The organism is Streptomyces sp. NPDC104106 (assembly GCF_055584345.1).
The window spans coordinates 57,336-83,437 of sequence record NZ_JBVJMF010000001.1 but is presented as its reverse complement, the minus strand read 5'-3'; the positions used below and the strand labels follow the sequence as shown (position 1 = coordinate 83,437).

The window sequence follows — 26,102 nt, the reverse complement described above, 5'->3', positions numbered from 1 at the left end:
GTGAAGTCGGTCGGGTCGGTCAGTGGGTCAACGGGCCGATGCGGTAAAGGACTTCGGGATCGTGCGGGCCGTCGGGGAACATCTCGGCCGGGAACAGCACCTCGCGTTCGAGGCGTGCCCCGTGCCGGTCGGCGAACGAGGTGAACAGCCGCTCGGAGGCCGTGTTGCCGGGGGTGATGGTGGTCTCCACGCCGGTGACGCCGCGCTCGGCGGCCAGCCGGGCGACCAGCCCGTCCAGCAGCGCGGCGGCGATGCCGAGACCGCGGTGGGCGGAGTCGACGGCCACCTGCCAGACGAGCAGGGTGTGCGGGCGGTCCGGCCGCACGTAGCCGGTGACGAATCCGACCGGCTCCCCGTCCGCACCGCGCGCCACCGCCGAGGTGCCGGCGAAGTCCCGGCACCACAGCAGATAGCTGTACGAGGAGTTCAGGTCGAGGGTTTTCGAATCCTTGGCGATACGCCAGAGCGCGGCTCCGTCGGTCACCACCGGCTGGTCGATGAGCAGGTCTGCGGGTGCGGCAGTCATGCGGCACGAATTTAGCGAGGTGAATTAGGAAATGCACGGCCGCCGCGGGTGGGCTGCACAGAGAGAACCGTGATTTGTCCTGTTTGCCCCAGGGTGAATCGGGACAAATCAAAGAGATTGTGGAGTGTGTCACAGCTCGGAAACCGCCGAGGGTGCGCTGGAAACACGTTGGAAAAGTCCCCGGTTTAGGCTCGAAAAAAGCGGGCAGAAGAAGATGGGAAGCTGTCGTCCGGGAAATAGGAGAGAATTGTGAAATCGCCTTGAATTCAGGCCCCGGCGATTCCGTCGATTCCTTCCCGCGGAATGTCGGCATGGCCGTCAGGGCCTCCTGAAGCCTCGGCGGGACGCCGCACGAGGCCGAGGGCGTCAGCGCCGACGGCTCCGCCGAGGTCCTGCGCACCTGCGCGTCCCCCAGCCCCGGCACTTCAGCTCCAGCGTGCCCCGGTGGAAGGCCGGCCGGCTCTCCGGTACGGGCGGCTCCGGTCCCGTCATGAGGGGAACGCGGCGACCGTCGGGGAGGGTCCGCGGCGCCTGGGGTGTCCCCATGGCGGCGGCAGGACACCGGCAGGCGGCCCTGTCCGGCGAGCTTCCCGACGCCGCCTGCGGGTCGAGCCTCCTGCCGCTCGAACGGCACCGCGGCCGTGCCGAAGAAGGCCCTTCCCAGCCGGGCGTCCCATGCCGCCGCGCGGACGCCGGATTCTGGTGGCGGAGCCGCGCGCCCGTGTGCGGTGGTCGCCCCGGGGCCTTGCCGGTCGGGGCCGAGCGGGAGTGGTGGCGGACCGAGGGAGCTCTCCTCGCCCGGGCGCGGGCGGCCGGGCTCGTGGGTGGTGCGGCGCGGACCCGGCCGTTCGACAGGGTCTCGGGACGCCCCGCGAAGTAGCTGAGGGCTAACGCCCCTGCGCCCACGCCGTGGCGACGGCCCGCCGGGCGGCCTCCGGGTCCACGGACAGGCCGTGCTCGGCGAGCGCGGCGCCCAGGGCCGTGAGCGAGTCCTGGACCGTCTCCGGCGTGGCGTTTGCCCCGTAGTGGTTCACCCGGATCATCTCCTTGGCCAGCGCACCGCCACCGGCGGCGAGCGGCAGCCCGGGGTCGCTCTCCAGCGCCCGGGCCACCACGTCCGAGGCCACCACGCCCGCCGGGACCCGCAGCGTCGTGGCGACCGGCGCCGCGTCCTTCTCCTCGTACACGTACGGCTCCAGGCCCGCCCCGAGAGCCGACGCACCCGCCCGCGTGGCCAGCGCGGCGCCGCGGTGCCGCGCCATCACCGTGTCGAGCCCCACCGACTCGATCCGCTCCAGGCACGCCTCCAGCGCCAGCATCTCCAGCTGGGCCGGGGCGTGCGGCAGCACCGTGCGGCCCGCGTCGATCCAGCGCTCCTTCCAGTCCAGCAGGGACAGGTAGGAGCGGCGCGGCGCGTTCGGGTTGGCCGCCATCCGCGCCCAGGCCCGCTGGCTCACCGAGATCGCCGACACACCGGCCGGGCCGCCCATCGCCTTCTGCGCGCCGATCACGCACAGGTCCACGCCCCAGGCGTCCGGCAGCACCGGTTCGGCGCCCACGGAGGCGACCGCGTCCAGGTAGAAGAGCGCGCCCTGCTCCCGTACCGCCTCGCCGATCTCCGCGACCGGGTTGGTGTTGCCGGTCGCCGCCTCGGCGTGGACGAGGGAGACGAAGTCGATGCCGGGGTGCTCGGCGAACGCCCGGCGGATCTGCCCGGCCGTGACCGCCGTGTGGAAGGGGACCGAGACGTCGTGCACGGTCGCGCCGCAGGAGCGCAGCCAGTCACCGAACGTCTGCCCGTAGGGGCCGGTGATCACGTTCAGGGCCACCGTGCCCGGACCGGCCGCCGCGCGGATCGCGCCCTCCAGGGGCAGCAGCGCCTCGCCCTGGGTGATCAGCACGTCCTGGCGGGTGCCCAGCAGCCGGGCCACCCCGTCCTCGATGGCGGCGAAGCGCTCGGCGCTCAGCGGGGGCAGGTCGAGGAGGGGGTGCGTCACGGCGGTGATCTCTCTCTTCTTCTTCGTTCCCGGGGTTCGGCGGGATCGGCGGCGGGCGACTCCATCGATCTTAGGTGCAACGCCTTCGTAACCATCGGTTTGATTTGAGAGACTCAAACCGATCCTTATAATCGGAACTCAAAGTTCCCCCACAGAGAAGATCACCCCCCATGAAAACGTTCTTCGGGCGCCGCTCCCGCCTCCTGGCTGCCACCGCCGCGACCGCCGGGCTGGTCCTCGTGGTCGCCGGCTGCTCCTCGAGCGGCAGCGGGGGGAGCGGTGCCACCGTCAAGGGCGTCCACGTCGTCAAGGCCGGTCAGCTGACCACCTGCACGCACCTGCCGTACCCGCCGTTCCAGTCCGAGGTGGGCGGCAAGGTGCAGGGCTTCGACGTCTCCCTGATCGACCTCGTCGCCAAGAACCTCGGTGTGAAGCAGCAGATCCTCGACACGCCCTTCGAGAACTTCAAGACCGGCGCCTTCCTGAACTCCGGCGAGTGCGACCTGGCCGCCGCCGGCATGACGATCACGCCCGAGCGCAAGAAGAACGTCGACTTCTCCGACCCGTACTTCGAGGCCACCCAGGCCGTCCTGGTCGACAAGAGCAGCGGCGTCACCTCGCTCGCCGACCTCAAGGCCAAGGGCAAGAAGCTCGGCTCCCAGGCGCAGACCACCGGCGAGGACTACGCCAAGAGCAAGGGCTACGACCCGATCTCCTTCGAGTCCTCCGACGCGGTCCTCAACGGCCTGCGCACCGGCCAGGTCCAGGCCGTCGTCATCGACTACCCGGTCGTCCAGGGCTGGCTGAAGGACAAGGCCAACGCGGACAAGTTCAAGGTCGTCGACAACCTCAAGACCGGCGAGCAGTACGGCTTCACGGTCAAGAAGGGCAACAAGCCCCTGCTGGACGCCATCAACAAGGCCCTCAAGGACGCCAAGGCCGACGGCAGCTACAAGAAGATCTACGAGCAGTGGATCGGCCCGTACGACGCCTCCGTCGCCTCCCCGGCCGCCTCATGACCGACACGGACACACGACTCCAGCCGAAGAAGAAGGGCCTGACGCGCCGTCAGAAGCGCGCCGTGTCCCGGGGCGCGCAGTACGTCGTCTTCGTCGCCGCCGTGCTCGCCTTCGCGGTCACGGCGGACTGGGGCCGGCTGCAGAACCAGTTCGCCCAGGGCGGCATCGCCCGGCAGATGTTCCCCGACGTCATCACGCTGGCGCTGAAGAACACCGTGCTCTACACCCTGTCCGGCTTCGTCGTCGGACTGGTCCTCGGCATGGTCATCGCGCTGATGCGGCTGTCCTCCGTGGGGCCGTACCGCTGGCTCGCGACGATCTACATCGAGATCTTCCGCGGCCTGCCCGCCCTGCTGATCTTCATCTTCGTCGGCGTGGCCGTCCCGCTCGCCTTCCCGGGCACGGAGATCCCCGGCGGCACCTACGGCAAGGTCGCCCTCGCGCTCGGCCTGGTCTCTGCCGCGTACATGGCGGAGACCATCCGCGCCGGCATCCAGGCCGTGCCCAAGGGGCAGATGGAGGCGGCCCGCTCGCTGGGCTTCTCGCCCGCCAAGGCCATGATCTCCATCATCGTCCCGCAGGCCTTCCGGATCATCCTGCCGCCGCTCACCAACGAACTCGTCCTGCTCTTCAAGGACTCCTCGCTGGTGCTGTTCCTCGGCGTCACCCTGGAGGAGCGGGAACTGTCCAAGTTCGGCCGCGACCTGGCCAGCACGACCGCCAACTCCACGCCGATCCTCGTCGCGGGCCTGTGCTACCTGTTGGTCACCATCCCGCTCAGCTACGTCGTGCGCCGCATGGAGTCCAAGCAGCAGGAGGCGATCCGGTGACCCACCCGGAGATACAGGTACGGGACCTGCACAAGTCCTTCGGCGACAACCACGTCCTGCGCGGCATCGACCTGGAGATCGGCCAGGGCGAGGTCGTCTGCGTCATCGGCCCCTCCGGCTCCGGCAAGTCCACGCTGCTGCGGTGCGTGAACCTGCTGGAGGAGCCCACCGGGGGCCAGGTCTTCGTCGGCGGCACCGAGATCACGGACCCGGACGTCGACATCGACGCCGTACGCCGCCGCATCGGCATGGTCTTCCAGCAGTTCAACCTCTTCCCGCACCTCAGCGTCACCGAGAACCTCACCCTGCCCCAGCGCCGGGTCCTCGGCCGGGACAAGGCGAGCGCCGCCGAGGTCGCCGCCGAGAACCTGGCCCGCGTCGGCCTCGCCGAGAAGGCGGAGGCGTACCCGTCCTCGCTCTCCGGCGGCCAGCAGCAGCGCGTGGCCATCGCCCGGGCCCTCGCCATGGGCCCCGAGGTGATGCTCTTCGACGAGCCGACCTCCGCGCTCGATCCGGAACTGGTCGGGGACGTCCTCGCGGTGATGCGCCGGCTCGCCCGGGAGGGCATGACCATGATGGTCGTCACACACGAGATGACCTTCGCCCGCGAGGTCGCCGACCGGGTCGTCTTCATGGACGGCGGCGTGATCGTCGAGGACGGCACCCCGGACCAGGTCATCGGCGCCCCGCGGCACGAGCGCACCCGCCACTTCCTGTCCCGGCTGCTCGACCCGGCGATGGCCGAGGTGGAGGAGGAGACCTCCGACCAGGTGGGCGGGTCCGGGCAGTAGCTCACTAAGGTGCAGTACATGAGCGATGGTGCCGTGCTGCACGTGAAGGGGCGGGTCCTCGTCGGGCCCGAGGACGTCCGCGACGAGCTGTGGGTGGTCGGGGGCAGGATCGCCTACGACCGCCCCGCCGGGGCCCGGGACGTCACCACCGTCGAGGGCTGGGCGCTGCCCGGACTGGTCGACGCGCACTGCCACGTCGGCCTGGACGCACACGGCCCGGTCGACGCCGGGACGGCCGAGAAGCAGGCGCTCACCGACCGGGAGGCGGGCGCCCTGCTGCTGCGGGACGCCGGCTCGCCCTCCGACACCCGCTGGATCGACGACCGGGCCGACCTGCCGAAGATCATCCGGGCCGGCCGGCACATCGCCCGCACCCGCCGCTACATCCGCAACTACGCCTGGGAGATCGAGCCCGAGGAACTGGTCGCCTACGTCGCCCAGGAGGCGCGGCGCGGCGACGGCTGGGTCAAGCTCGTCGGCGACTGGATCGACCGCGACCTCGGCGACTTGTCCGCCTGCTGGCCGCGTGAGGCCGCCGAGGCCGCCATCGCCGAGGCCCACCGGCTCGGCGCCCGCGTCACCGCGCACTGCTTCGCCGAGAGTTCCCTGCGCGACCTGGTCGAGGCGGGCATCGACTGCGTCGAGCACGCCACCGGCCTGACCGACGAGCTGATCCCGCTCTTCGCCGAGCGGGGTGTCGCGATCGTCCCCACCCTCGTCAACATCGCCACCTTCCCGCAGCTCGCGGCCGGCGGCGAGACCAGGTTCCCGCGCTGGTCCGCGCACATGCGCCGGCTGCACGAGCGCCGCTACGACACCGTGCGGGGCGCCTACGACGCCGGGGTCCCGGTCTACGTCGGCACGGACGCCGGCGGCTCGCTGGCCCACGGCCTGGTCGGCGCCGAGGTCGCCGAGCTGGTCACCGCCGGCATCCCGCCGGTGGCCGCCCTGTCGGCGACGGCCTGGGGCGCCCGCACCTGGCTGGGCCGTCCCGGCCTGGACGAGGGCGCCCCGGCAGACCTGGTGGTGTACGAGACCGATCCGCGCGCGGACGTACGGGTGCTGACGGCACCGCAGCGGGTGGTGCTGAACGGGCGGATCGTGCAGTGACGGACCGGCCCCAAGGGAACGCGTGTGCTTCACGATTCGAAGAGACGTGCTGAAACGGCTCGATCGAGTGAAGTAACCGGGGAACGCTGACCGTTCACTCGTACCGCGTACAAGGTTGACGGGTCCCAAGCATGTGCCTTCTGGGGGTCCCACCACCTTGAACAGCGAAAACTTCCGCATGCCCGCGCGCCGTCTCGCCGCCGCGGCGACGGTCACCGCACTCGCCGCGGCGCCCGCCGTCCTCGGCGCGGGCGCCGCGCACGCGACCGGCGGCCAGGGCCGCGCCTCCGCCGTCGTCCTGCGCACCGGGCTCGACGTGTCCCTGCTCGACAAGACCGTCGACGTCCCGCTCGCCGCCTCCCTCAACGAGGTCCAGGCGCCGCGCGCCGGTGGCGGGGCCGGAGTCCACGAGCCGCCTGAACCGCCATGTGGTGCCGCAGCGGGGGGTGCTGCGGCTGAGCCACCCGACGGGACGCGAACTCCGGTTCACCCGCGAGACGTTGGACGCGACGGCGGACGGCCAGCAGATCGTGGTCCACCTGCCGGCGGACGAGGCGACGGACGAGGCGGTCGCGGAACTGAGGGCACGGACCCGGGGCGGACTCAGGGCGATCTCGTAGCCGCCCCGCCCGGCCTCGCCTCCCCGGCCGGGGCGCGCCGCGCATCGCCGGGCCTGACTACGCCGGGCCACGCGCGCCGGCCGACCGCAGCGGGCCGCGCCGTGCCGGGCTGGTTTTGGTTGCGCCGGGCCGGGCCGTGCCGGGCTGGTCCTGGTTACGCCGGGCCGCGCCGTGCCGGGCTGGTTTTGGTTGCGCCGGGCCGGGCTGGGCTGACCGGACAACCGGGGCGAGCGAGCCGCGCTGGGCCGTGCCGACCGAGCTGACAGCGCCGAGCCCTGCCGGGCCCACCGATCCTGTCCGGGCCAGGCCGGGCCAGGCCGGGCCAGGCCGGGCCCCGCCGGGCCGGCCGATCCGAGCGGGCCGACAGAGCCGGCCGGTTCCCGCCGGGCCGAGAGAGCCGACCGAACCTGCCGGAGCTGGCCGGGCGCGGTCGGCCGAACCTGTCCGAGCCGGGCGGTGCCGGTTGCGCCGAGCCGACCCGGTCCGACTGTGCCGGTGAGGCGGGGCCGCTCCGGTTACGGAAGCGCGACGGACAGGGCCGCGAGGAACCCGTTCACCGTGGCCCGGTCCCGTACCGCCACCCGTACCCACTCCTCGCCGAGCCCCGGGAACGTGTCACCCCGGCGCACCGCGTAGCCCAGCTCGCGCAGTCGGCGTCGCACCGCGGCCGCCCCCGGCATGCGGACCAGTACGAACGGCCCCTCGGCCGGACCGGCGACCCGTACGCCCCGGTCGGCGAACGCGGCGAGGCCCGCGACCAGATGCGCCCGGTCCCCGGCGCCGCGGTGCGCCGCGTGCCCCGCCTCGGCCAGCGCCCGCGGCGCCACACACGCCTCCGCCGCCGCCAGGGCCGGGGTGGACACCGGCCACAGCGGCTGGGCCTGCTCCAGCGACGCGATGATCTCCGGCGCGGCCAGCACGTAGCCGATCCGCAGCCCGGCCAGGCCCCAGGTCTTGGTCAGGCTGCGCAGCACGACCAGCCCGGGGACGTCCATGTGCCCGGCCAGCGACTCCCGCTCGCCCGGCACCGCGTCGATGAACGCCTCGTCGACCACCAGGGTCCGCCCCGGGCGGGCGAGTCGGACGACCGTCTCCGCCGGGTGCAGGACCGACGTGGGATTGGTCGGGTTCCCGACCACCACCAGATCGGCCCCCTCCGGCACCGCTCCCGGGTCCAGGCGGAACCCGTCCGCCTCGCGCAGCAGCACCCGGTCCACGGTGTGCCCGGCGTCCCGCAGCGCGGCCTCCGGCTCGGTGAACTGCGGGTGCACGACGACGGGCCGGCGCACCTTCAGGGCGCGGGCCAGCAGGACGAACGCCTCCGCCGCCCCCGCCGTCAGCAGCACCCGCTCCACCGGCAGTCCGTGCCGCGCCGCCACCGCCGCCCGAGCGGCCCGCCCGTCCGGGTAGGCCGCGAGCGAGCCCAGCGACGCGGCGATCCGCTCCCGCAGCCAGGCCGGGGGAGTGTCCGCGCGCACGTTGACGGCGAGGTCGACCAGCGCGGAGCCGTCGTCCCGCACCTCGGCGTCGCCGTGATGCCGCAGATCGTGCCCGGTGTCCTCAGTGCGCATGGCTGTGCGGATGCCCCCCGTGGTGGTGGCCGTGTCCGTGCCCGTGGTGGTGGCCGTCGTCGTCCGGGTGGAAGTGCGGCTGCTGCGGCAGCCCCACCTTGTCCTCGAAGCCGGGCAGCGCGATCCGGTACACGCACGAGTCGCAGTTCATCCGCAGATCGCCCTTGACCGCCTCCTCGTACCGCTCCATCACCAGGTCCAGCAGCTCCGGCTCGGGCCCGATCACGTCGGCGGAGCGCACCTCGACCTCAGGGTGCGCGGCGGCCCAGCCCTCGGTCTGCTGCCGTACCCGGTCCGGCAGGATGCCGGTGAACAGGAAGTAGGGGAGGACCACGATCCTGCGCGCCCCCAGGGCCTTGCACCGGTCCAGACCGCTCGGCACGTCCGGCGCCGCCAGCGACACGAACGCCGTCTCCACACCGGCGTACCCGCGCCCCTCCCACAGCAGCCGCGCCGCCTTGTGCACCTCGGCGTTGGCGTCCGGGTCGGTCGAGCCGCGCCCGACCAGCAGCACGGTCACATCGGCCCGGTCCTCGGGGCCGCGCGCGGACGTCCCGAGCGCCTCGTCCAGCCGCCGCTCCAGCACGCCCAGCAGCGCCGGGTGCGGGCCGAGCGGGCGGCCGTAGCTGTACGAGATCCCCGGGTGCCGTTCCTTCTCGCGGGCCAGCGCGGCCGGGATGTCGCCCTTGGCGTGCCCGGCGGACACCAGCATCAGCGGGACCGCGGCGAACCGCCGCACCCCCCGCTCGACCAGCTCGGTCACGGCGTCGCCGAGCGGCGGCGGGGACAGCTCGATGAAGCCGCCCGCGACGGGCAGTTCGGGGCGGCGGCGGGCCAGCTCCTGCACGAAGTCGCGGAACGCCTCGGCTCCGGCCTCGTCCCGGGTCCCGTGACCGGCGATGAGCAGGGCGGGCGGCGGGGTGGTCACTGGGGGGTCTCCTCGGATGAAGTGGGGTGGTACAGCAGGGCGTTGAGCGCGGCGGCGGCCACCGCCGACCCGCCCTTCTCGGACACGTTGCTCACGGCGGGCAGCCCGCTCTCGCGCAGCGCGGCCTTGGACTCGGCCGCCCCGACGAAGCCGACGGGCAGCCCGATGACGAGCGCGGGGGAGGCGTCCAGGGTGAGCAGCTCCTCCAGGGCGGTCGGCGCACAGCCGATCACCCACAGGGCGCCGGGCCCGACCTGTTCGTACGCCAGCCGGATCGCGTGGGCGGAGCGGGTCAGGCCCGGGCCGGACGTGGCGTCCCTGAGCCGGCACACGGTCTCGCGCCGGGTGATGCCGGCGGCGACCATCTCCACGTCCACGACGACCGGCGCCCCGGCGTGCAGCGCGGCATGCGCCCTCACCAGCGCGTCCTCGTCGGTCACGAGGTCGCTCGCGTAGTCCAGGTCGGCGGCGGAGTGGATGACCCGTTCCACGACCGCCCGGGTCAGCGGAGGGAAGTGCGAGGTGTCCAGCCGGGCACGCAGCCGCCGGAAGGACTCCTGCTCGATGGGGTGGACGACGCGGTTCACTCGGCCTCCTGCTGTGACGTCTGCCAGCGGTAGCCGCGCGGGGTCACCATGCGGCCCGCGATGATCCGGGTCGCGGTGTTGCCCACGGTCACGACGGTCATCATGTCGACCGTCGCCGGGTCGAGGGCGCCGAGCGTGGTCACCCGGCTCGACTCGTCCGGCCGGGACGCGTTGCGCACGGCACCGACCGGCGTCGTCGGCTCGCGGTGCCCGGCGAGGATCGCGAGCGCCTTCGGCAGCTGCCAGTCCCGGCCCCGCGAGCGCGGGTTGTAGAAGGTGACGACGAGGTCCGCCTCGGCCGCCGCCCGCACCCGCCGCTCGATGACCTCCCACGGCGTGTGCAGGTCGGACAGGCTGATGGACACGTGGTCGTGGCCCAGCGGCGCGCCCAGGATCGCCCCGGCGGCCAGCGCGGCCGTCACCCCGGGCACCCCGACCACGTCGATGTCGTCGGACGCCTCCGCGAGCGCCGGGGAGGCCATCGCGTACACACCGGCGTCCCCGCTGCCGATCAGCGCCACCGCGTGCCCCTTGCGTGCCTCGGCGACGGCCGTTCGGGCCCGCTCCTCCTCGGCGCCGAGTCCCGACTGGAGCACCCGGGTGCCGGGCCGCAGCAGGTCGCGGATCTGGTCGACGTACTGGTCGAGCCCCACCAGCACCGAGGCGCGCCGCAGTTCGGCCGCGGCCCGCGGGGTGAGCAGGTCGCGGGCGCCGGGCCCGAGGCCGACCACCGCGAGCCGCCCGCGTCCCGGCCGCCGCACCACGGCACACGTCGCCATGGCGGGCTGCCCGTCGGCGCGCACCGACTTCCGCTTGGGCACGAGGAGTTCACCGCCCCGGACCAGCGCGGCCGCCTCCGCGACCGACGGGGTGCCGACGGCCGCGAGCGGTGCCTCGGACGGGTTGGGCACCTCGACGGCCGCCAGCTCCTCGGCGGAGTACGTCACCACAGGCACGCCCAGCCGCTCGGCGGCCGCGACGATGCCGGGCTCCGCCGACTTGGCATCCACGGTGGCCAGTTCCGCGACGGACCGGGGCGACAGCCCCGCCTCCCGCAGCGCGTCCTCGATCACCCCGAGGACCTCCCGCGCCGGCGCCCCCTTGGACGCGCCGACCCCGACCACCAGCGACGGCGGCCTGAGCAGCACCTCGCGCTCGCCGGGAGCCACGGCCCGGTCCGTGAGCCGCACGGTGTACGCCCCCTGGGGCGAGGTGGGCAGCGGCGGCAGCGGCCACGCCGTCTCGGCCTCCAGCGCGACCGGTTCGCCGTCCAGCAGGGCACGCGAGACCGCGGCCACCGCGCCCTCGTACGGCAGCCCGAGCGTGTCCAGTCCCGCCAGCCCGACGGAGTCGGTCGCGGTCGTCACCACGGGTTCCGCGCCCAGCAACTCTCCCACTCGGCGGGCGAGTTCATTGGCGCCGCCCTCGTGTCCGCCGACCAGCGAGACCGCGTACCGGCCGCCCTCGTCCACGCACACCACGCCCGGGTCGGTGCTCTTGTCGCCGAGCAGCGGCGCGAGCAGGCGTACGGTGGCGCCCGTGGCGAGGAAGCAGACCAGCTGCTCGCACTCCGCGAACGCGGACCGCACCGCCTCGGCGACGCCGCCTTCGTACACCCGCGTCCGCTCCGGCCACGCCGCGGCCAGCCGGTCTCGCGCCGCCGCCCCCGCCGCGGTGGCGGAAATGAGGCCGATCACTCGTCAACTCCCTTACTCGATACCGGGGTTCGCACGCCCCAGAGCAGAAAAACCGGATTGGTGGCCGCGAGCCGGGTCACGTCCCCGGGCAGCGGTGCCAGTCGCGAGGACTGCAGCAGTACGCCGTCGCAGGCGAACCCGGCGGCCGTGAGCGCGGCGCGCGCCGCCGGCACCCGGTCGAGCGCGGCCATGGCGACGACGACGGTCCGCCGCGCGCGCCGCGCGCAGGCGCCGACGATGTCCGGCAGCTCCCGGCCGCCTCCGCCGACGAACACCGCATCGGGGTCGTCGAGTCCGTCCAGCGCCCGTGGCGCCGAGCCGTGCACCACGGCCACGTCGACGCCGTGGGCACGGGCGTTGGCCCGGACCCGCTCGACCCCGTCGGCCGCCTTCTCGACGGCGACGACGGCCGCGCCGAGCCGCGCGCACTCCACCGCCACCGAGCCCGAGCCGGCGCCCACGTCCCACACCAGGTCGCCGAGGCGCGGCCCGAGCCGGGCCAGGGCGAGCGCCCGCACCTCGAACTTGGTGATCATCGAGTCGCGGTGCGCGAACGCGTCCTCGTCCAGGGCCCATCCGGCCGGCCCGGCCGGCGCCCCGGCGATCGTCCGCACCCCGCCGAGCGCACGTGTCCCGTCGAGGCACAGCACCACGCTGACCTGCCCGCCCCAGTCCCGGACGGCCGCCTCGGCGAGCGTGACCCGTTCGACGCGCTCCTCCGCGGTACCGAGCCCGGACGCGACGACGAGCACCCGGCCGAGCACCGGGCGCGCCGCGGCCTCCGGCCCGGGAACACCGGGCTCACGCCGGCCGGGCGCGGGGTCGGTTGTCGGCTCCGCCAGGCCGGGTCCGGGTGCGGGCGCGGCGGGTGGCTCGGTGGGCGCGGGCGCGGGTGTGGGCATGGGTTCGCCGCAGGTGGTGTCCGGTGTCCGTGGCGATGCGGGCCAGCCGGACGCGGGTGCGGTCGGCGGCCCGGACCGGCGGGGCGCGGTGTCGGTTGTCGGTTCCATGGGTCCGGGCGCGGGGTCGGTTGTCGGCTCCGCCAGGCCGGGTCCGGGTGCGGGCGCGGCGGATGGCTCGGTGGGCGCGGGCGCGGGTGTGGGCATGGGTTCGCCGCAGGTGGTGTCCGGTGTCCGTGGCGATGCGGGCCGGCCGGACGCGGGTGCGGTCGGCGGCCCGGGCCGGCGGGGCGCGGTGTCGGTTGTCGGTTCCATGGGTCCGGGCGCGGGGTCGGTCGTCGGCTCCGCGGGGCCGGGTCCGGGTGCGGGATCGCGGGGGGTGGTTTCCGGTGGCCGGGGTGGCTCGGGGGAGCCGGGGGCGGATGCGGCCGGCGGCTCGGTGGGGCCGGGGGCCGGTGGGGTCGCCCGTTCGCCGCAGGCGGTGTCCGGCACTCGTGTGTACCGCAGCAGTGCCGCGGCCAGTTCCGCCGGTCCCGTGCCCGGGCCGGTCAGTACCGCCACCTTCGGGCGGGCCAGGCACACGTTGACCGCCGTACGGAGGTCCCGGCCGTGTGCGCTGACGACCACGGCGTCGTCCCAGGGCAGCCCCACCCGCGCGAACGCGGCGGCGACGGACGAGACCCCTGGCCGCACGGCCAGCCGCTGCGGCCCGAACCGCTCGGCCAGCACCCGCACGATCCCGAAGAACGCGGGGTCGCCGGAGGCCAGCACGACGACCCGGTGCGCCTTGTCCAGGTGCCGCCCGATGACGTCCAGCGCCGGCGCCAGCGGCCCGAGGACGACCCGCTCGGCGCCGTCCGGCAGCCGTACGGCGTCCAGGTGCCGGCGTCCGCCGACGACCAGCGCCGCGCCCGCGAGGACCTCCTCGGGAACCGGCGCCCCCGCCCCCGTCCCCGTACCGACGACCGTGATCAACTCTTCGCCCGCTGTTCACGCAGGGCCCGGCGGGCCTCCGGGTCGGCCTTGCGGTAGCCGTGGAAGTGGCCGGGGTGGTACAGGTGCGAGCGGGTGCCGTGCGCGGCCAGTGCCGGGCCGACCAGGAAGAGGGTGTGCTTCCAGAGCTTGTGCTCCTTGACCGTCTCCTCCAGCGTGCCGACCGTGCACCGCACGATCAGCTCCTCCGGCCAGGTCGCCTGGTAGGCGACGACCACCGGGGTGTCCGTCGGGTAGCCGCCCTCCAGCAGCTCGCGCACCAGCTGGCCGCTGCGGGCGGCCGAGAGGAAGACCGCCATGGTCGTGCCGTGCCGGGCGAACTCGCGGACCTCCTCGCCGGGCGGCATCGGCGTCTTGCCGCCGCCCAGCCGGGTGAGGACCACGGACTGCGCGACCTCGGGGATGGTCAGCTCGCGCTGCGCGAGGGCGGCCACCGCCGAGAAGGACGACACACCGGGGACGACCTCGGTGGCGATCCCGATCCGCGCGCACCGGTCCAGCTGCTCCTGCGTGCCGCCCCACAGCGCCGGGTCGCCGGAGTGGATCCGGGCCACCTTCAGGCCCTCGGCGTGGGCGCGCGCGTAGACGGCGACGACGTCCTCCAGGGACATGGCCGCCGAGTCCAGGATCTCCGCCTCCGCGCGCGCGTGCTCCAGCACCTCGGCCTGGACCAGGCTGGCCGCCCAGATCACCACGTCCGCGTCCGCGATCGCGCGCGCGGCGCGGAAGGTCAGCAGGTCGGCGGCGCCGGGGCCGGCACCGACGAACGTCACCTTGCCGGCGGGGACACCGGCGGGGGCATCGGTGGGGGCATCGGCCATGGGGAAGGTCCTCTCGTACGGAAAACACACAGCGGAAGCAGTGAAATGTCAGAGTGTGTGGCGATATGGGAGGCGCCGGATGTGCGCGAAGGCGCCTCGATCGGATAGCAAGTCCCTATGGCGGTCTTCGTCGCGCTCGGCGCGTTCCTGATGACGCTGGCCGGCGGCTGGACGGCTCAGCGCGTGACCGACCGTCGGCACCTGGTCCTGGGCCTGGCCGGCGGTCTGATGCTGGGCGTGGTCGGCCTGGACCTGCTGCCGGAGGCGCTGCACGCCGCCGACCGCGAGATCTTCGGCGTACCGGCCGCCCTGCTGCTCTTCGTGGCCGGCTTCCTGCTGGCCCATCTGGTGGAGCGCACCCTGGCCGCCCGCCAGGCCGCACACGGCGGCGCCGAGCCCCACAACCACCGGGCGCCCGAGGTGGGCCTGACGGCGGCCGGCGCGATGGTGGGGCACAGCGCCATGGACGGCGTGGCGATCGGCGCCGCCTTCCAGGTGGGCGGCGGCATGGGCGCGGCCGTCGCGCTCGCCGTGATCGCGCACGACTTCGCCGACGGCTTCAACACCTTCACCATCACCAGCCTGTACGGCAACGCCCGCCGCCGGGCCATCGGGATGCTCGTGGCCGACGCCTGCGCACCGGTGCTGGGCGCGCTGTCGACGGCCTTCTTCCGCATCCCCGAACCGGTGCTCGGCGGCTATCTGGGCCTCTTCGGCGGCGTGCTGCTCTACCTCGCCGCCGCCGAGATCCTGCCCGAGGCCCACCACGAGCACCCCGCGCGCTCCACGCTGCTGTGCACGGTGGCGGGCGCGGCCTTCATCTGGCTGGTGGTGGGCATCTCCGGCGGCTGAGCCGGCGCCACGGCCGGCGCTGAGGCCGATGCCTCGGCCGGCGGGGCCGTTCACAGCTTCCCGCCCCGTCCGCCGTCCCGGCGCGGCGGGGCGATCAGCGTCGAGAGGTACGGCAGCGGCTGCCCGTCCAGCTCGGCGGCCGGGCGTACCGACTCCTCCGGCAGGCCCAGTGCCGAACCCCACACGGCGTCCCCGAGCCGGCCCGTCTCGGCGAGGGCCTCGGCGACCTCGGCGGCCTGCCGCCCGAACTTGTACGCCACGACCGTGCCCGGCCCGGCAAGCGCCTCCTTGAGCACGGCGGACCCGGCCGTGACCGGTACGAGGGTCAGCGGCTCGGTGCCCTCGGTCAGCACGGCACCGGAGCGCGCCGCGAGATCCTGCATCGCGGTGATCCCGGGCACGGTCTCCACGACCACGCCCGGCACCAGCTCCGTGATCGTCTGCGCGAGATACGTGAACGTCGAGTACACGTTGGGATCGCCGATCGTGGCGAAGGCGACGGACCCGTGCCGCTCCAGCAGCCCGGCGACCCGCGCGCCCGCGGCGTCCCAGGCGGCCTCCCGGCGCGCCCGGTCGGTCCGCTCGTTCAGCGCGAACACCACCCGGACGATCCTCTCGCCGGACACGTAGTGCGCCACGGTCGCCTCGGCCCGCCCGCGCTCGCCCGTGTCCATCACCGGTACGACGACGACCTCGGCCGCGCGCAGGGCGTTGACCCCCTTCACGGTCACCAGCTCCGGATCACCGGGACCGACCCCGACCCCGACCAGCCTGCTGCTCATGACGTCCGGCACCTCTCCACGAACCGACGGGCCACACCAGGACGGGACGCCCAGTGCGTGTGCACGTAACTCGCGTGCACGCCCTGCTGTACGAAACCCTCCACCCGGCGCACGGGCGCCCGCACTCCCCAGGCGGGAGCGGCACCGGCACCGGGCTCCACGGCCGTGCGGTGGAACTCGTGCCCCCGCATCCGCGTCCCCGCGGCGGCCAGCGCGCTGTCCCCGACGGCCACGGCGTCCCGGTAGCCGAGGGTGAGCCGCTGCGTCATCCGCGCGCCGGCGTCCAGCACCCCGCACATGGGCAGGCCGTCCAACTCCCGGCACAGGTAGAGCAGTCCGGCGCACTCGGCGGCGACCGGGGCCCCGCCGAGTGCCAGTTCCGCGACGGCCCTGCGCAACGGCTCGTTGGCGGACAGCTCGGCGGCGTACACCTCGGGGAAGCCGCCCCCGATGACCAGCCCTGCCGTTCCCTCGGGCAGCTCCTCGTCACGCAGCGGATCGAAGGTGACCACGTCGGCGCCGGCCGCGGCGAGGAGTTCGGCGTGCTCGGCGTAGGAGAAGGTGAAGGCCGGGCCGCCGGCGACGGCGACCACCTCACGCTTGCGCGGTGCGGCGACGGGCGGCTCCCAGGGAGCGCAGGGCAACGCGCCCGCGCTCCGGGCCAGCGCGAGCAGGGCGTCGAGGTCGCAGCCCCGCTCGACCTGCCCGGCCATCGCCGCCACCGCGTCCACGGCCTCGGCCCGCCGCTCGGCGGCCGGCACCAGCCCCAGGTGCCGCGACGGCGTGTCCACCTGGGGAATCCTGCGCAGCACCCCGAGGACAGGCACCCCGGCCGCGTCCAGCGCCTCCCGCAGCAGCTCCTCGTGCCGGTCGGAGCCCACCTTGTTCAGGATCACGCCCCCGACCCGCACCCGCGGATCCCAGGAGGCGAAGCCGTGCACCAGCGCCGCCACCGACCGCGACTGCGACGAGGCGTCGACCACGAGCACCACCGGCGCCGCCAGCAGTTTGGCGACATGGGCGGTGGACGCCAGCTCGCCTTCCCCCGCCACCCCGTCGTACAGCCCCATCACACCCTCGACCACCGCCAGGTCGCAGCCGCGCGCCCCGTGCAGGAACAGCGGAGCGACCAGCTCCGGCCCGCACAGGTACGCGTCGAGGTTGCGGCCGGGCCGGCCCGTCGCGAGCGCGTGGTACCCGGGGTCGATGTAGTCCGGCCCGACCTTGTGCGGGGACACGGCGAGCCCCCGCGCGGCGAACGCGGCCATCAGCCCCGTGGCCACGGTGGTCTTGCCGCTGCCCGACGAGGGCGCGGCGAGAACCAGCCGGGGCACCGACGACGACATCACCACTCGATGCCCTTCTGGCCCTTCTGCCCCACGTCCATGGGGTGCTTGACCTTGGACATGTCGGTGACGAGATCCGCGAAGCCGACCAGCTTCTCCGGCGCGTTCCGCCCGGTGATCACCACGTGCTGGGTGCCGGGACGGTCGCGCAGCACCTCGATCACCTCGTCGGTGTCGACCCAGCCCCAGTGCATGGGGTACGCGAACTCGTCCAGCACGTACAGCCGGTACGTCTCGGCCGCGAGGTCCCGCTTGACCTGCTCCCAGCCCTCCCGGGCCTTCTCCTCGTTGGTCGCGTTGTCCCCCTGGAGGTCCCGCTGGACCCAGGACCAGCCCTCGCCCATCTTGTGCCAGGCGACGGTGCCGCCCTCCCCGGAGGCGCCGAGCACGCGCAGCGCGTTCTCCTCGCCGACCTTCCACTTGGCCGACTTCACGAACTGGAACACCCCGATCGGCCACCCCTGGTTCCAGGCGCGCAGCGCGAGCCCGAACGCGGCGGTGGACTTGCCCTTGCCGATGCCGGTGTGCACGACGACCAGCGGCCGGTTCCGGCGCTGACGGGTCGTCAGTCCGTCGTCGGGTACGACACTCGGCTGTCCCTGCGGCATTACGCGGCCCTCCTGTTGCCCTGCACGTCCTTCACCAGTCCGGCGATCGAGTCCGCCCGCAGCTCGTCCAGCGTCACGGGCGTACCGCCCAGCTCACCCGCGAGCTGCCCGGCGAGCCCCAGCCGCACCGGTCCCGACTCGCAGTCCACGACCACCGAGGCGACGCCCTCGGCCGCGAACAGCCGCGCCGCCCGCCCGGCGAGCGCCACCGGTTCGGGGCCACCGGTGGCCCGACCGTCGGTGACCACGACCACCAGCGCCCGCCGCGCCGGATCCCGCAGCCGCTCCACGCGCAGCACCTCGTGCGCCCTGAGCAGCCCGGCCGCCAGCGGCGTACGGCCGCCCGTCGGCAGCGACCGCAGCCGCGCGGCGGCGGCGTCCACGGACGAGGTCGGCGGCAGCGCCACCTCCGCGCCCGTCCCCCGGAAGGTCACCAGACCCACCTTGTCGCGCCGCTGGTAGGCGTCCAGCAGCAGCGACAGCACGGCACCCTTCACGGCGCCCATCCGCTGCCGGGCCGCCATCGAGCCCGAGGCGTCGACCACGAACAGCACGAGGTTGCCCTCGCGCCCCTCCCGGGCGGCCTGACGCAGATCGTCCCGGCGGATCACCAGCCCCGGCCCGGACCGCCCGCGCGCCCGCTGGTGCGGGGCGGCGGCCCGCACGGTGGCGGCCAGGTGCAGCTTGGTCAGCGCGCCCTGAGGCCGGCGGGCCCCGGTCGTCCGCCCGTGCTCGGTGCGCGCCCGCGAGCGCCGACCGGCGGCACCCTCGCCGATCCCGGGCACGCTGAGGACCTTCGTGCGGAACGGCTCGGCGGCCGGTGCGGGCGACTGCTCCCGCCCGCCGGACGCCTGCGGCTCCCCGCCCTCACCCGCCTCGGGCCGGGCCGCGGTGTCCCCGCCGCCCTGCGGGCCGGGGTCGGGCTGAGGCTGCCCGCCGCCCCCCGGCCCGTCGGGCTCGGGATCGTCGTCGGGGGACTCGCCGGAGAACTCCTCTAGGGTCTGGTCGAGCTTGTCCTCGTCCAGCCCGGGCGCGTCGAAGGGGTTGCGGCGCCTGCGGTGCGGCAGTGCGAGCAGCGCCGCCTGCCGGACGTCCTCGGCGAGCACGTCGGTCCGCCCGGCCCACGCGGCCAGCGCCGTCGCCGTACGCGCCATCACGATGTCGGCGCGCATGCCGTCCACCTCGAAGGCGGCACAGGTCGCCGCGATCTGCCGCAGCGCGCCGTCGCCGAGCCGCACCTGCGGCAGCAACTCCCGTGCGGCGACGATCCGTCGGCGTACGGCGGCCTCCTCGTCCGCCCAGCGTGCGGCGAAGGCGGCCGGATCGTCGTCGTACGCGAGGCGCCGCCGCACGACCTCCACCCGCTGGTCGGGCTCGCGGGAGGCGGCCACCTCCACCGTGAGCCCGAACCGGTCCAGCAACTGCGGACGCAGCTCGCCCTCTTCGGGGTTCATCGTGCCGACGAGCAGGAACCGGGCCGCGTGCCGCACCGACACGCCCTCGCGCTCCACGTACGACGCGCCCATGGCCGCCGCGTCCAGCAGCAGGTCCACCAGGTGGTCGTGGAGGAGGTTGACCTCGTCCACGTAGAGGATGCCCCGGTGCGCGTCGGCGAGCAGGCCCGGCTCGAACGCCTTCACGCCCTCCGCGAGTGCCCGCTCGATGTCGAGCGCGCCGACCAGCCGGTCCTCCGAGGCGCCGACCGGCAGTTCGACCATCCGCGCGGGCCGTGCCGTACCGGAGGCCTGCTCGTGCGGGCCGTCGGGGCAGGACGGGTCCGGTGCCGCGGGGTCGCAGGAGAACCGGCACCCGGGCACGACGGCCACCTCGGGCAGCAGCGCCGAAAGGGCGCGTACGGCCGTCGACTTGGCGGTGCCCTTCTCGCCGCGCACCAGTACGCCGCCGACCGCCGGGGAGACGGCGTTCAGCAGCAGCGCGAGCCGCAGGTCGTCCTGTCCGACGACGGCCGTAAAGGGAAAGGGTGTCGTCACTGGTCGTCGCCCTCCAAGTCGCCTTCCAGCTCCAGGTAGGTGGCCCGCAGCCGCTCCAGCGTGTCCGCGTCCGGCTCCGCCCACAGGCCCCGGTCCGCCGCCTCCAGCAGCCGCTCGGTGATGCCGCGCAGCGCCCACGGGTTGGACTTCTTCATGAAGTCCCGGTTCTCCGGGTCGAAGACGTACTCGGCGCTGAGCTTCTCGTACATCCAGTCGTCGACCACGCCGGCCGTGGCGTCGTAGCCGAAGAGGTAGTCGACCGTCGCCGCCATCTCGAAGGCGCCCTTGTAACCGTGCCGGCGCATGGCCGCCATCCAGCGCGGGTTGACCACGCGGGCACGGAAGACGCGGTGGGTCTCCTCGCCGAGCGTCCGCGTCCTCACCTGGTCCGGTACGGCCGAATCGCCCACGTACGCCTCCGGGTTGGCGCCGGTGAGGTGCCGGACCATCGCGACCATGCCGCCGTGGTACTGGAAGTAGTCGTCGGCGTCGACCAGGTCGTGCTCGCGGGTGTCGACGTTCTTCGCCGCCACCGCGATCCGCTTGAACGCCGTCTCCATGTCCCCGCGCGCCGCGCGCCCGTCGAGCCCGCGCCCGTACGCGTAACCGCCCCACACGGCGTACACCTCGGCGAGGTCCGCGTCGGAGCGCCAGTTGCGGGCGTCGATCAGCGGCAGCAGGCCGGCACCGTACGCGCCCGGCTTCGAACCGAAGACGCGGGCCGTCGCGCGCCGCCGGTCGCCGTGCTCGGCGGTGTCCTCGTCGGCGTGCGCCTTCACGAAGTTGCTCCCGGCGGGCTCGTCCAGCTCGGCCACGGCTCGCACGGCGTCGTCGATCAGGCCGACGACGTGCGGGAACGCGTCCCGGAAGAACCCGGAGATACGGACGGTGACGTCGATGCGCGGCCGTCCCAGCTCCGTCAGGGGCACCACCTCGAAGCCCGTGACCCGGCGCGAGGCGTCGTCCCACACCGGGCGGCAGCCCAGCAGCGCCAGGATCTCGGCGATGTCGTCGCCCTGGGTGCGCATCGCCGACGTGCCCCACACGGTCAGGCCCACCGACTTCGGGTACTCGCCCGTGTCCTGCAGATACCTCTGCACCAGGGAGTCCGCGAGCGACTGACCGACCTCCCAGCTCAGCCGGGAGGGAATGGCCTTGGGGTCGACCGAGTAGAAGTTGCGGCCGGTCGGCAGCACGTTCACCAGGCCACGGGTCGGCGAACCCGACGGACCGGCCGGGACGTAACCGCCGTCCAGGGCTCGCAGGATGTGCCCGATCTCGTCGGTGGTGCGCGCGAGACGGGGTACGACCTCCTCGCAGGCGAACTCCAGCACGGCCAGGGCATCCGGGAGTTCGGTGCCGAGCGCGTCACCGAGGACGGCGGGTACGGCCTCGCGGTCCCAGGCCCGCTCCTCCATGCCCTCCGCGATCCGCCGGCACAGCTGCTCCAGCAGGTCGATCGCGTCGGAGGCGGTACGAGCCGGTCCGTCTACCAGGTCGGTCAGCTCCACCGGTACCTTCACCGGGGCGCCGGGCTCGGCCAGCAACTCCTTCTCCACCAGCCCGAAATGAGCGGCGAGCGAGGCCCTGAGCCCCGGCAGCGCGTTGGCCCGGCCGCCCCACACCTGCGAGGCGCGCAGCACGGCCAGCACCAGGTTCACGCGCGGCTCGCCGACCGGGCCCCCGCCCAGGATGTGCAGACCGTCGCGGATCTGCACGTCCTTGATCTCGCACAGATAGCCGTCGATGTGCATGACGAACTCGTCGAACGCGTCGTCGTCCGGCTGCTCGGCCACATGCAGGTCGTGGTGCAGCTCGGCCGCCTTGACCAGCGTCCAGATCTGGGCCCGCACGGCCGGGGCCTTCGCGGGGTCCAGATCGGAGACGAGCGCGTACTCGTCCAGCAGCTGCTCCAGCTTGGCCAGGTCGCCGTAGGTGTCGGCGCGGGCCATCGGCGGCACCAGGTGGTCGACCACCGTGGCGTGCCCGCGCCGCTTGGCCTGGGTGCCCTCACCGGGGTCGTTGACGATGAACGGGTAGATCAGCGGCAGGTCGCCGAGCACGGCGTCCGGAGCGCAGCCCCGCGACAGACCCAGCCCCTTGCCGGGCAGCCACTCCATCGTGCCGTGCTTGCCCATGTGCACGATCGCGTCGGCGCCGAAGCTGTTCTCCAGCCAGCGGTAGGCCGCCATGTAGTGGTGCGAGGGCGGCATGTCCGGGTCGTGGTAGATCGCGATCGGGTTCTCGCCGAAGCCGCGCGGCGGCTGGATCATGACCACGACGTTCCCGAACCGCAGCGACGCCAGCACGACGTCCTCGCCGTCGACGTACAGGCTGCCCGGCGGCTCGCCCCACGCCTCCACCATGGCTTCCCTGAGGCCCGGGTCCAGCTCCTCGAACCAGGCCCGGTAGTCGGCCAGCGGCACCCGCGCGGGCGCCGCCGCCAGCTGCTCCTCGGTCAGCCACTCGACGTCGTGGCCGCCGGCCTCGATCAGCCGGTGGATCAGCTCGTCGCCGCCGGAGGGGTATTCGGTCAGCGAGTAACCGGCGTCACGGAGGGCGTCCAGGACGCGCACCGCCGAGGCGGGCGTGTCCAGGCCGACCGCGTTGCCGACCCGGGAGTGCTTGGTCGGGTACGCGGTGAAGACCAGCGCGACCTTCTTCTCGGCGTTCGGCTTGTGCTTCAACCGCGCGTGCCGCAGGGCGATTCCGGCCACCCGCGCGGCCCGCTCCGGGTCGGCGACGTACACCGGGACCTCGTCCGGACCCTGCTCCTTGAAGGAGAACGGCACGGTGATCAGCCGGCCGTCGAACTCCGGGATCGCGACCTGCATCGCCGCGTCCATGGGGGAGAGGGCGGCGTCCGACTCCTGCCACGCGGCCCGCGAGGAGGTGAGGCAGAGCCCTTGCAGCACAGGGACGTCGAGGTCGGCGAGGGCACCGATGTCCCAGGACTCCTCGTCACCGCCCGCCGAGGCCTGCGAGGCGTGCGTGCCGCCGGCCGCCAGTACCGTCGCGACCAGCGCGTCGGCCTTCCCCAGCAGCTCGTACAGCCCGGCGTCCGCGCCACGCAGCGAACCGCAGTAGACGGCGAGCGCGTTGGCTCCCGCCGCCTCGACGGCCTCGCACAGGGTGTCCACGAAGGCGGTGTTGCCGCTCAGCTCGTGCGCCCGGTAGAAGAGCACGCCCACGGTCGGGCGGCCGTCCCGGAGTTCGTACGAGCCGTGGACGCCGTACTCCGGCATCTTCCGCGGCTCCTCGAAGCCCTCGCCGGTCAGCAGCACGGTGTCCGACAGGAACCGGGACAGCTCCAGCAGGTTCGCGGGACCGCCCTCGACCAGGTACTTCAGTGCTTCCGCCACCACACCGGCCGGCACGCTCGACTCGGCCATCAGCTCGGCGTCCGGCACGGCCTCGCCGCCCAGCAGAACGGTCGGGATCCCGGCCGCCCTCAGTGCGGCGAGCCCGCCCTCCCAGGCCCGCTTGCCGCCCAGCAGCCGTACGACGGCGAGGTCCGCGCCCTCCAGCAGCCCCGGCAGCTCCTGCTCGACGTCCACCCGCGTCGGGTTGCCGATCCGGTAGTCCGCGCCGGAGGCACGGGCCGCCAGCAGGTCCGTGTCGGCGGTGGACAACAACAACACTGTGCTCATGCGGGCGCTCCCGGTGGGATGAAAGGCAGTCCTTGCGGCGCGCCCGACTCGATGAGCCGCCACAGCGCGTCCGTGTCCGCGTGCTGTTCGATCAGGTCGCCGAGCCGGTCCAGCTGCTCCTCGCGCAGCGCGGCGAAGGAGGTGTCCGGCGCGGGCACGAAGCGGCGGCCCGCGGCGGCGGCCACCTCGCGCAGGAAGGCCCGCCGGAAGCCGTCCGACTCCAGTGAGCCGTGCCAGTGGGTGCCCCAGGTCTGGCCGACGCGGCAGCCGTCCAGGAAGGCCTCCCCGCCGCCGACTTCGGCGATCCCGTGGTGGATCTCGTATCCCTCGACCCGCTCGCCCAGGGCCTCGCCGGCCGGCCGGGTCAGGGTCTTCTCGGGGGCGAACCGCACCCGCACCGGCAGCACCCCGAGCCCGTCCACCACGCCGGCGCGCGACTCGACCTCGTCCTCGATGCGCTCGCCGAGGATCTGGAAGCCGCCGCACACGCCGAGGACCGGGCGCCCTTCGGCGGCCCGCCGTACGAGGGCGTCCGCGAGCCCGCGCTCCCGCAGCCACCGAAGCGCCCGGACCGTGCCCCGGGTCCCCGGGACCACGACCAGGTCCGCGTCCGCCAGCTCCTCCGGGCGGTCCACGAACCGCACCACGACGCCCGGTTCGGCCGCGAGCGCGTCCACGTCCGTGAAGTTGGACATCAGCGGGATCGCGCACACGGCGACGCGCAGCACGTCCTCGCCGACGGGCGGCGTCACGGTGGACTCGCGGACCGTGCCGCGCAGCGACACCCTCAGTCCGTCCTCCTCGTCGATGCCGAGCCCGTGCCGGAACGGCAGCACGCCGTAGGTCCGCCGCCCGGTGAGGCCGTGCAGCATCTCCAGCCCCGGCTCCAGCAGCGAGACGTCCCCGCGGAACTTGTTGACCAGGAACCCGGCGACCAGCTCCTGGTCCTCGGGCGAGAGCAGTGCGACGGTGCCGAAGAAGGACGCGAAGACGCCCCCGCGGTCGATGTCCCCGACCACCAGCACGGGCAGCCGCGCGCCCCGCGCGATCCCCATGTTGACGATGTCGGTCCGGCGCAGATTGATCTCGGCCGGGCTGCCCGCCCCCTCGCAGATCACCGCGTCATACGTGCCCCGCAACTCCGCCAGGCAGTCCAGCACGGTGCCGAGCAGCTGCTGCTGCCGGCCGCCGTGGTAGCCGCGCGCGCTCAGCTCGCCCACCGGCTTGCCGAGCAGCACCACCTGGCTGCTCCGCTCGCCGCCCGGCTTGAGCAGCACGGGGTTCATCAGCGCGGTCGGCTCGATCCGGCAGGCCTGGGCCTGCATGGCCTGGGCCCGCCCGATCTCCGCGCCCTCGCGCGTCACGAAGGAGTTGAGCGACATGTTCTGCGCCTTGAACGGCGCGACCTTCACCCCCTGGCGCACCAGCCACCGGCAGATCCCGGCCGTCACGACGCTCTTGCCGGCGTCGGAGGTGGTGCCGGCGACGAGGAGTCCCCCGTTCACTTCCCACGTCCCTTCAGACCCTGGAAACCCTTGACGAGGAGGCGCGCGGCGACCGTGGTGCCGAGCGCGAGCAGGCCGACGCGGCGGGAGAGCCGTACGGCCCGGTCGATGTCGGTGACCCGGACCGCCCGGCCGGTGTCGCCGTTGAGGACGGGCCGGTGCTCGACGCGGCCGCCGTAGGAGAGCGTGCCGCCCAGCCGGACGCCGAGCGCGCCCGCGAAGGAGGCCTCCACGGGCCCGGCGTTGGGGCTCGGGTGCCGGTGGGCGTCCGTCCGCCAGGCACGCAGGGCGCCGCGTGGATCGGGTCCGGCCGCGGCGGCGAGTACGGCGGTCAGCCGGGCCCCCGGCCAGCCGGCCACGTCGTCGAGGCGCGCGGAGGCCCAGCCGTAGCGGCGGTGGCGGGGGGACCTGTGCCCCACCATCGCGTCCAGGGTGTTGACCGCCCGGAACCCGAGCAGCCCCGGCACGCCGGCCACCGCTCCCCACACCAGGGCGCCCACGACGGCGTCGGAGGTGTTCTCGGCGACGGACTCGACCACGGCCCGGGCGATCCCGTCGGCGTCCAGCGACTGCGGGTCGCGGCCGCACAGGTGCGGCAGCCGCGCGCGGGCGGTCTCGACGTCACCGGCCGCCAGGGCACGCCCGATCGCGCGGGCCTCGCGCGCGAGCGACGTACCGCCGACGACCGCCCAGACGGAGGCGGCGGTCAGCGCCGCGGAGGCGGTGGGGGAGGGGCGTACGGCGCGTGCGGCGGCCGTACCGAGCGCGACGGCGCCGCCCGCGCACACGACCGTGTGCACCGTGCCCCAGCCGCGGTGGTCGCGCCACAACGCGCCTTCCACGGCCGCGGCCGCCCGCCCGAACACGGCGACCGGATGCCCGCGGCGCGGATCGCCGAGGAGCAGATCGCCGAGGAGGCCGGCGGCGGCGCCGTACGCGTAACTGCGATCGGCACCCATCGGCTCAGCCGGCCGTGGGT

20 protein-coding genes and 3 pseudogenes are annotated in these 26,102 nt (G+C 74.1%); 7 read left to right on the top strand and 16 right to left on the bottom strand.

Going from position 1 to position 26,102, the window contains the following annotated elements; translation table 11 throughout:
* Nucleotides 1-19: 19 nt before the first annotated feature.
* Nucleotides 20-526, bottom strand: coding sequence for a diaminobutyrate acetyltransferase (ectA, locus tag ACZ60X_RS00400; protein ID WP_469591752.1), 507 nt, complete (start codon nt 524-526; stop codon nt 20-22).
* 887 nt (nt 527-1,413) lie between these two features.
* Nucleotides 1,414-2,523 (bottom strand): pyridoxal-phosphate-dependent aminotransferase family protein, encoded by a 1,110-nt coding sequence (locus ACZ60X_RS00395; protein WP_469591750.1) that lies wholly within the window; start codon nt 2,521-2,523, stop codon nt 1,414-1,416.
* Nucleotides 2,524-2,693: 170 nt separating this feature from the next.
* Between ACZ60X_RS00395 and ACZ60X_RS00390 the strand changes: the two genes are divergently transcribed.
* The 6 genes and pseudogenes from ACZ60X_RS00390 to ACZ60X_RS00365 all read left to right on the top strand — a co-directional run bounded on the left by ACZ60X_RS00390 (nt 2,694) and on the right by ACZ60X_RS00365 (nt 6,893).
* Nucleotides 2,694-3,542 (top strand): transporter substrate-binding domain-containing protein, encoded by an 849-nt coding sequence (locus ACZ60X_RS00390; RefSeq protein ID WP_469591748.1) that lies wholly within the window; start codon nt 2,694-2,696, stop codon nt 3,540-3,542.
* Complete coding sequence (locus ACZ60X_RS00385; RefSeq protein ID WP_469591746.1) at nt 3,539-4,372, top strand: amino acid ABC transporter permease; 834 nt, start codon at nt 3,539-3,541, stop codon at nt 4,370-4,372. The genes ACZ60X_RS00390 and ACZ60X_RS00385 overlap by 4 nt, the downstream gene beginning before the upstream one ends.
* The gene (locus ACZ60X_RS00380) at nt 4,369-5,163 is read left to right on the top strand and encodes an amino acid ABC transporter ATP-binding protein (protein ID WP_469591744.1); all 795 of its coding nucleotides are present in this window, start codon (nt 4,369-4,371) and stop codon (nt 5,161-5,163) included. The genes ACZ60X_RS00385 and ACZ60X_RS00380 overlap by 4 nt, the downstream gene beginning before the upstream one ends.
* A gap of 18 nt (nt 5,164-5,181) precedes the next feature.
* A complete protein-coding gene (locus ACZ60X_RS00375; protein ID WP_469591742.1) occupies nt 5,182-6,273 on the top strand; it encodes an amidohydrolase family protein in 1,092 nt (363 codons plus the stop codon).
* Nucleotides 6,274-6,430: 157 nt separating this feature from the next.
* A pseudogene (locus ACZ60X_RS00370) lies at nt 6,431-6,661 on the top strand (SCO1860 family LAETG-anchored protein); the annotation flags it as partial.
* A gap of 1 nt (nt 6,662) precedes the next feature.
* Nucleotides 6,663-6,893 (top strand): MmyB family transcriptional regulator, encoded by a 231-nt coding sequence (locus tag ACZ60X_RS00365; protein ID WP_469591740.1) that lies wholly within the window; start codon nt 6,663-6,665, stop codon nt 6,891-6,893.
* Nucleotides 6,894-7,408: 515 nt separating this feature from the next.
* On the opposite strand, the gene cobC is transcribed toward ACZ60X_RS00365, so the two are convergent.
* From cobC to cobM, 7 genes and pseudogenes are all read right to left on the bottom strand, one after another.
* Entirely contained in the window at nt 7,409-8,464 is a 1,056-nt protein-coding gene (gene cobC / locus ACZ60X_RS00360) for an Rv2231c family pyridoxal phosphate-dependent protein CobC (RefSeq protein WP_469591738.1), read from the bottom strand.
* Complete coding sequence (locus ACZ60X_RS00355) at nt 8,454-9,392, bottom strand: sirohydrochlorin chelatase (protein WP_469591736.1); 939 nt, start codon at nt 9,390-9,392, stop codon at nt 8,454-8,456. Before ACZ60X_RS00355 ends, cobC begins: the two co-directional genes overlap by 11 nt.
* The gene (locus ACZ60X_RS00350; protein ID WP_469591734.1) at nt 9,389-9,979 is read right to left on the bottom strand and encodes a precorrin-8X methylmutase; all 591 of its coding nucleotides are present in this window, start codon (nt 9,977-9,979) and stop codon (nt 9,389-9,391) included. Before ACZ60X_RS00350 ends, ACZ60X_RS00355 begins: the two co-directional genes overlap by 4 nt.
* A complete protein-coding gene (gene cobJ / locus ACZ60X_RS00345; protein WP_469591733.1) occupies nt 9,976-11,676 on the bottom strand; it encodes a precorrin-3B C(17)-methyltransferase in 1,701 nt (566 codons plus the stop codon). The genes ACZ60X_RS00350 and cobJ overlap by 4 nt, the downstream gene beginning before the upstream one ends.
* Nucleotides 11,673-12,437, bottom strand: a pseudogene (cbiT, locus tag ACZ60X_RS00340) (precorrin-6Y C5,15-methyltransferase (decarboxylating) subunit CbiT); the annotation flags it as partial. The pseudogene cbiT and the gene cobJ, both read right to left, overlap by 4 nt.
* Before the next feature lie 633 nt (nt 12,438-13,070).
* Nucleotides 13,071-13,550 (bottom strand): annotated as a pseudogene (gene cbiE, locus ACZ60X_RS00335) (precorrin-6y C5,15-methyltransferase (decarboxylating) subunit CbiE); the annotation flags it as partial.
* Nucleotides 13,547-14,389, bottom strand: a complete 843-nt coding sequence (gene cobM / locus ACZ60X_RS00330) for a precorrin-4 C(11)-methyltransferase (protein ID WP_469591731.1) — start codon at nt 14,387-14,389, stop codon at nt 13,547-13,549. The gene cobM and the pseudogene cbiE, both read right to left, overlap by 4 nt.
* 117 nt (nt 14,390-14,506) lie before the next feature.
* Between cobM and ACZ60X_RS00325 the strand changes: the two genes are divergently transcribed.
* A complete protein-coding gene (locus tag ACZ60X_RS00325; RefSeq protein WP_469591729.1) occupies nt 14,507-15,241 on the top strand; it encodes a ZIP family metal transporter in 735 nt (244 codons plus the stop codon).
* Nucleotides 15,242-15,291: 50 nt separating this feature from the next.
* On the opposite strand, the gene cobI is transcribed toward ACZ60X_RS00325, so the two are convergent.
* The 7 genes from cobI to ACZ60X_RS00290 are packed head-to-tail and all read right to left on the bottom strand — an operon-like array spanning nt 15,292 to nt 26,082.
* Nucleotides 15,292-16,023, bottom strand: a complete 732-nt coding sequence (gene cobI / locus ACZ60X_RS00320) for a precorrin-2 C(20)-methyltransferase (RefSeq protein ID WP_469591727.1) — start codon at nt 16,021-16,023, stop codon at nt 15,292-15,294.
* Nucleotides 16,020-17,369, bottom strand: coding sequence for a cobyrinate a,c-diamide synthase (locus tag ACZ60X_RS00315; protein WP_469591725.1), 1,350 nt, complete (start codon nt 17,367-17,369; stop codon nt 16,020-16,022). Before ACZ60X_RS00315 ends, cobI begins: the two co-directional genes overlap by 4 nt.
* Nucleotides 17,369-17,977: a cob(I)yrinic acid a,c-diamide adenosyltransferase gene (cobO, locus tag ACZ60X_RS00310; RefSeq protein WP_469591723.1), complete on the bottom strand. Its 609-nt coding sequence runs from the start codon at nt 17,975-17,977 to the stop codon at nt 17,369-17,371. Before cobO ends, ACZ60X_RS00315 begins: the two co-directional genes overlap by 1 nt.
* Nucleotides 17,977-19,968, bottom strand: coding sequence for a putative cobaltochelatase (locus tag ACZ60X_RS00305; RefSeq protein ID WP_469591721.1), 1,992 nt, complete (start codon nt 19,966-19,968; stop codon nt 17,977-17,979). Before ACZ60X_RS00305 ends, cobO begins: the two co-directional genes overlap by 1 nt.
* On the bottom strand, nt 19,965-23,618 hold the full coding sequence (gene cobN / locus ACZ60X_RS00300) for a cobaltochelatase subunit CobN (protein ID WP_469591719.1): 3,654 nt from the start codon (nt 23,616-23,618) through the stop codon (nt 19,965-19,967). Before cobN ends, ACZ60X_RS00305 begins: the two co-directional genes overlap by 4 nt.
* Nucleotides 23,615-25,123, bottom strand: a complete 1,509-nt coding sequence (locus tag ACZ60X_RS00295) for a cobyric acid synthase (protein WP_469591717.1) — start codon at nt 25,121-25,123, stop codon at nt 23,615-23,617. The genes cobN and ACZ60X_RS00295 overlap by 4 nt, the downstream gene beginning before the upstream one ends.
* Nucleotides 25,120-26,082 (bottom strand): cobalamin biosynthesis protein, encoded by a 963-nt coding sequence (locus tag ACZ60X_RS00290; protein WP_469591716.1) that lies wholly within the window; start codon nt 26,080-26,082, stop codon nt 25,120-25,122. Before ACZ60X_RS00290 ends, ACZ60X_RS00295 begins: the two co-directional genes overlap by 4 nt.
* Between the last annotated feature and the right edge of the window lie 20 nt (nt 26,083-26,102).

Coding starts and splice junctions, on each gene's coding strand:
- ectA (WP_469591752.1), bottom strand. CDS start 526: ATGACTGCCGCACCCGCAGACCTGCTCATCGACCAGCCGGTGGTGACC.
- ACZ60X_RS00390 (WP_469591748.1), top strand. CDS start 2,694: ATGAAAACGTTCTTCGGGCGCCGCTCCCGCCTCCTGGCTGCCACCGCC.
- ACZ60X_RS00385 (WP_469591746.1), top strand. CDS start 3,539: ATGACCGACACGGACACACGACTCCAGCCGAAGAAGAAGGGCCTGACG.
- ACZ60X_RS00375 (WP_469591742.1), top strand. CDS start 5,182: ATGAGCGATGGTGCCGTGCTGCACGTGAAGGGGCGGGTCCTCGTCGGG.
- cobC (WP_469591738.1), bottom strand. CDS start 8,464: ATGCGCACTGAGGACACCGGGCACGATCTGCGGCATCACGGCGACGCC.
- cobM (WP_469591731.1), bottom strand. CDS start 14,389: ATGGCCGATGCCCCCACCGATGCCCCCGCCGGTGTCCCCGCCGGCAAG.
- ACZ60X_RS00325 (WP_469591729.1), top strand. CDS start 14,507: ATGGCGGTCTTCGTCGCGCTCGGCGCGTTCCTGATGACGCTGGCCGGC.
- cobI (WP_469591727.1), bottom strand. CDS start 16,023: ATGAGCAGCAGGCTGGTCGGGGTCGGGGTCGGTCCCGGTGATCCGGAG.
- ACZ60X_RS00315 (WP_469591725.1), bottom strand. CDS start 17,369: ATGTCGTCGTCGGTGCCCCGGCTGGTTCTCGCCGCGCCCTCGTCGGGC.
- cobO (WP_469591723.1), bottom strand. CDS start 17,977: ATGCCGCAGGGACAGCCGAGTGTCGTACCCGACGACGGACTGACGACC.
- cobN (WP_469591719.1), bottom strand. CDS start 23,618: ATGAGCACAGTGTTGTTGTTGTCCACCGCCGACACGGACCTGCTGGCG.
- ACZ60X_RS00290 (WP_469591716.1), bottom strand. CDS start 26,082: ATGGGTGCCGATCGCAGTTACGCGTACGGCGCCGCCGCCGGCCTCCTC.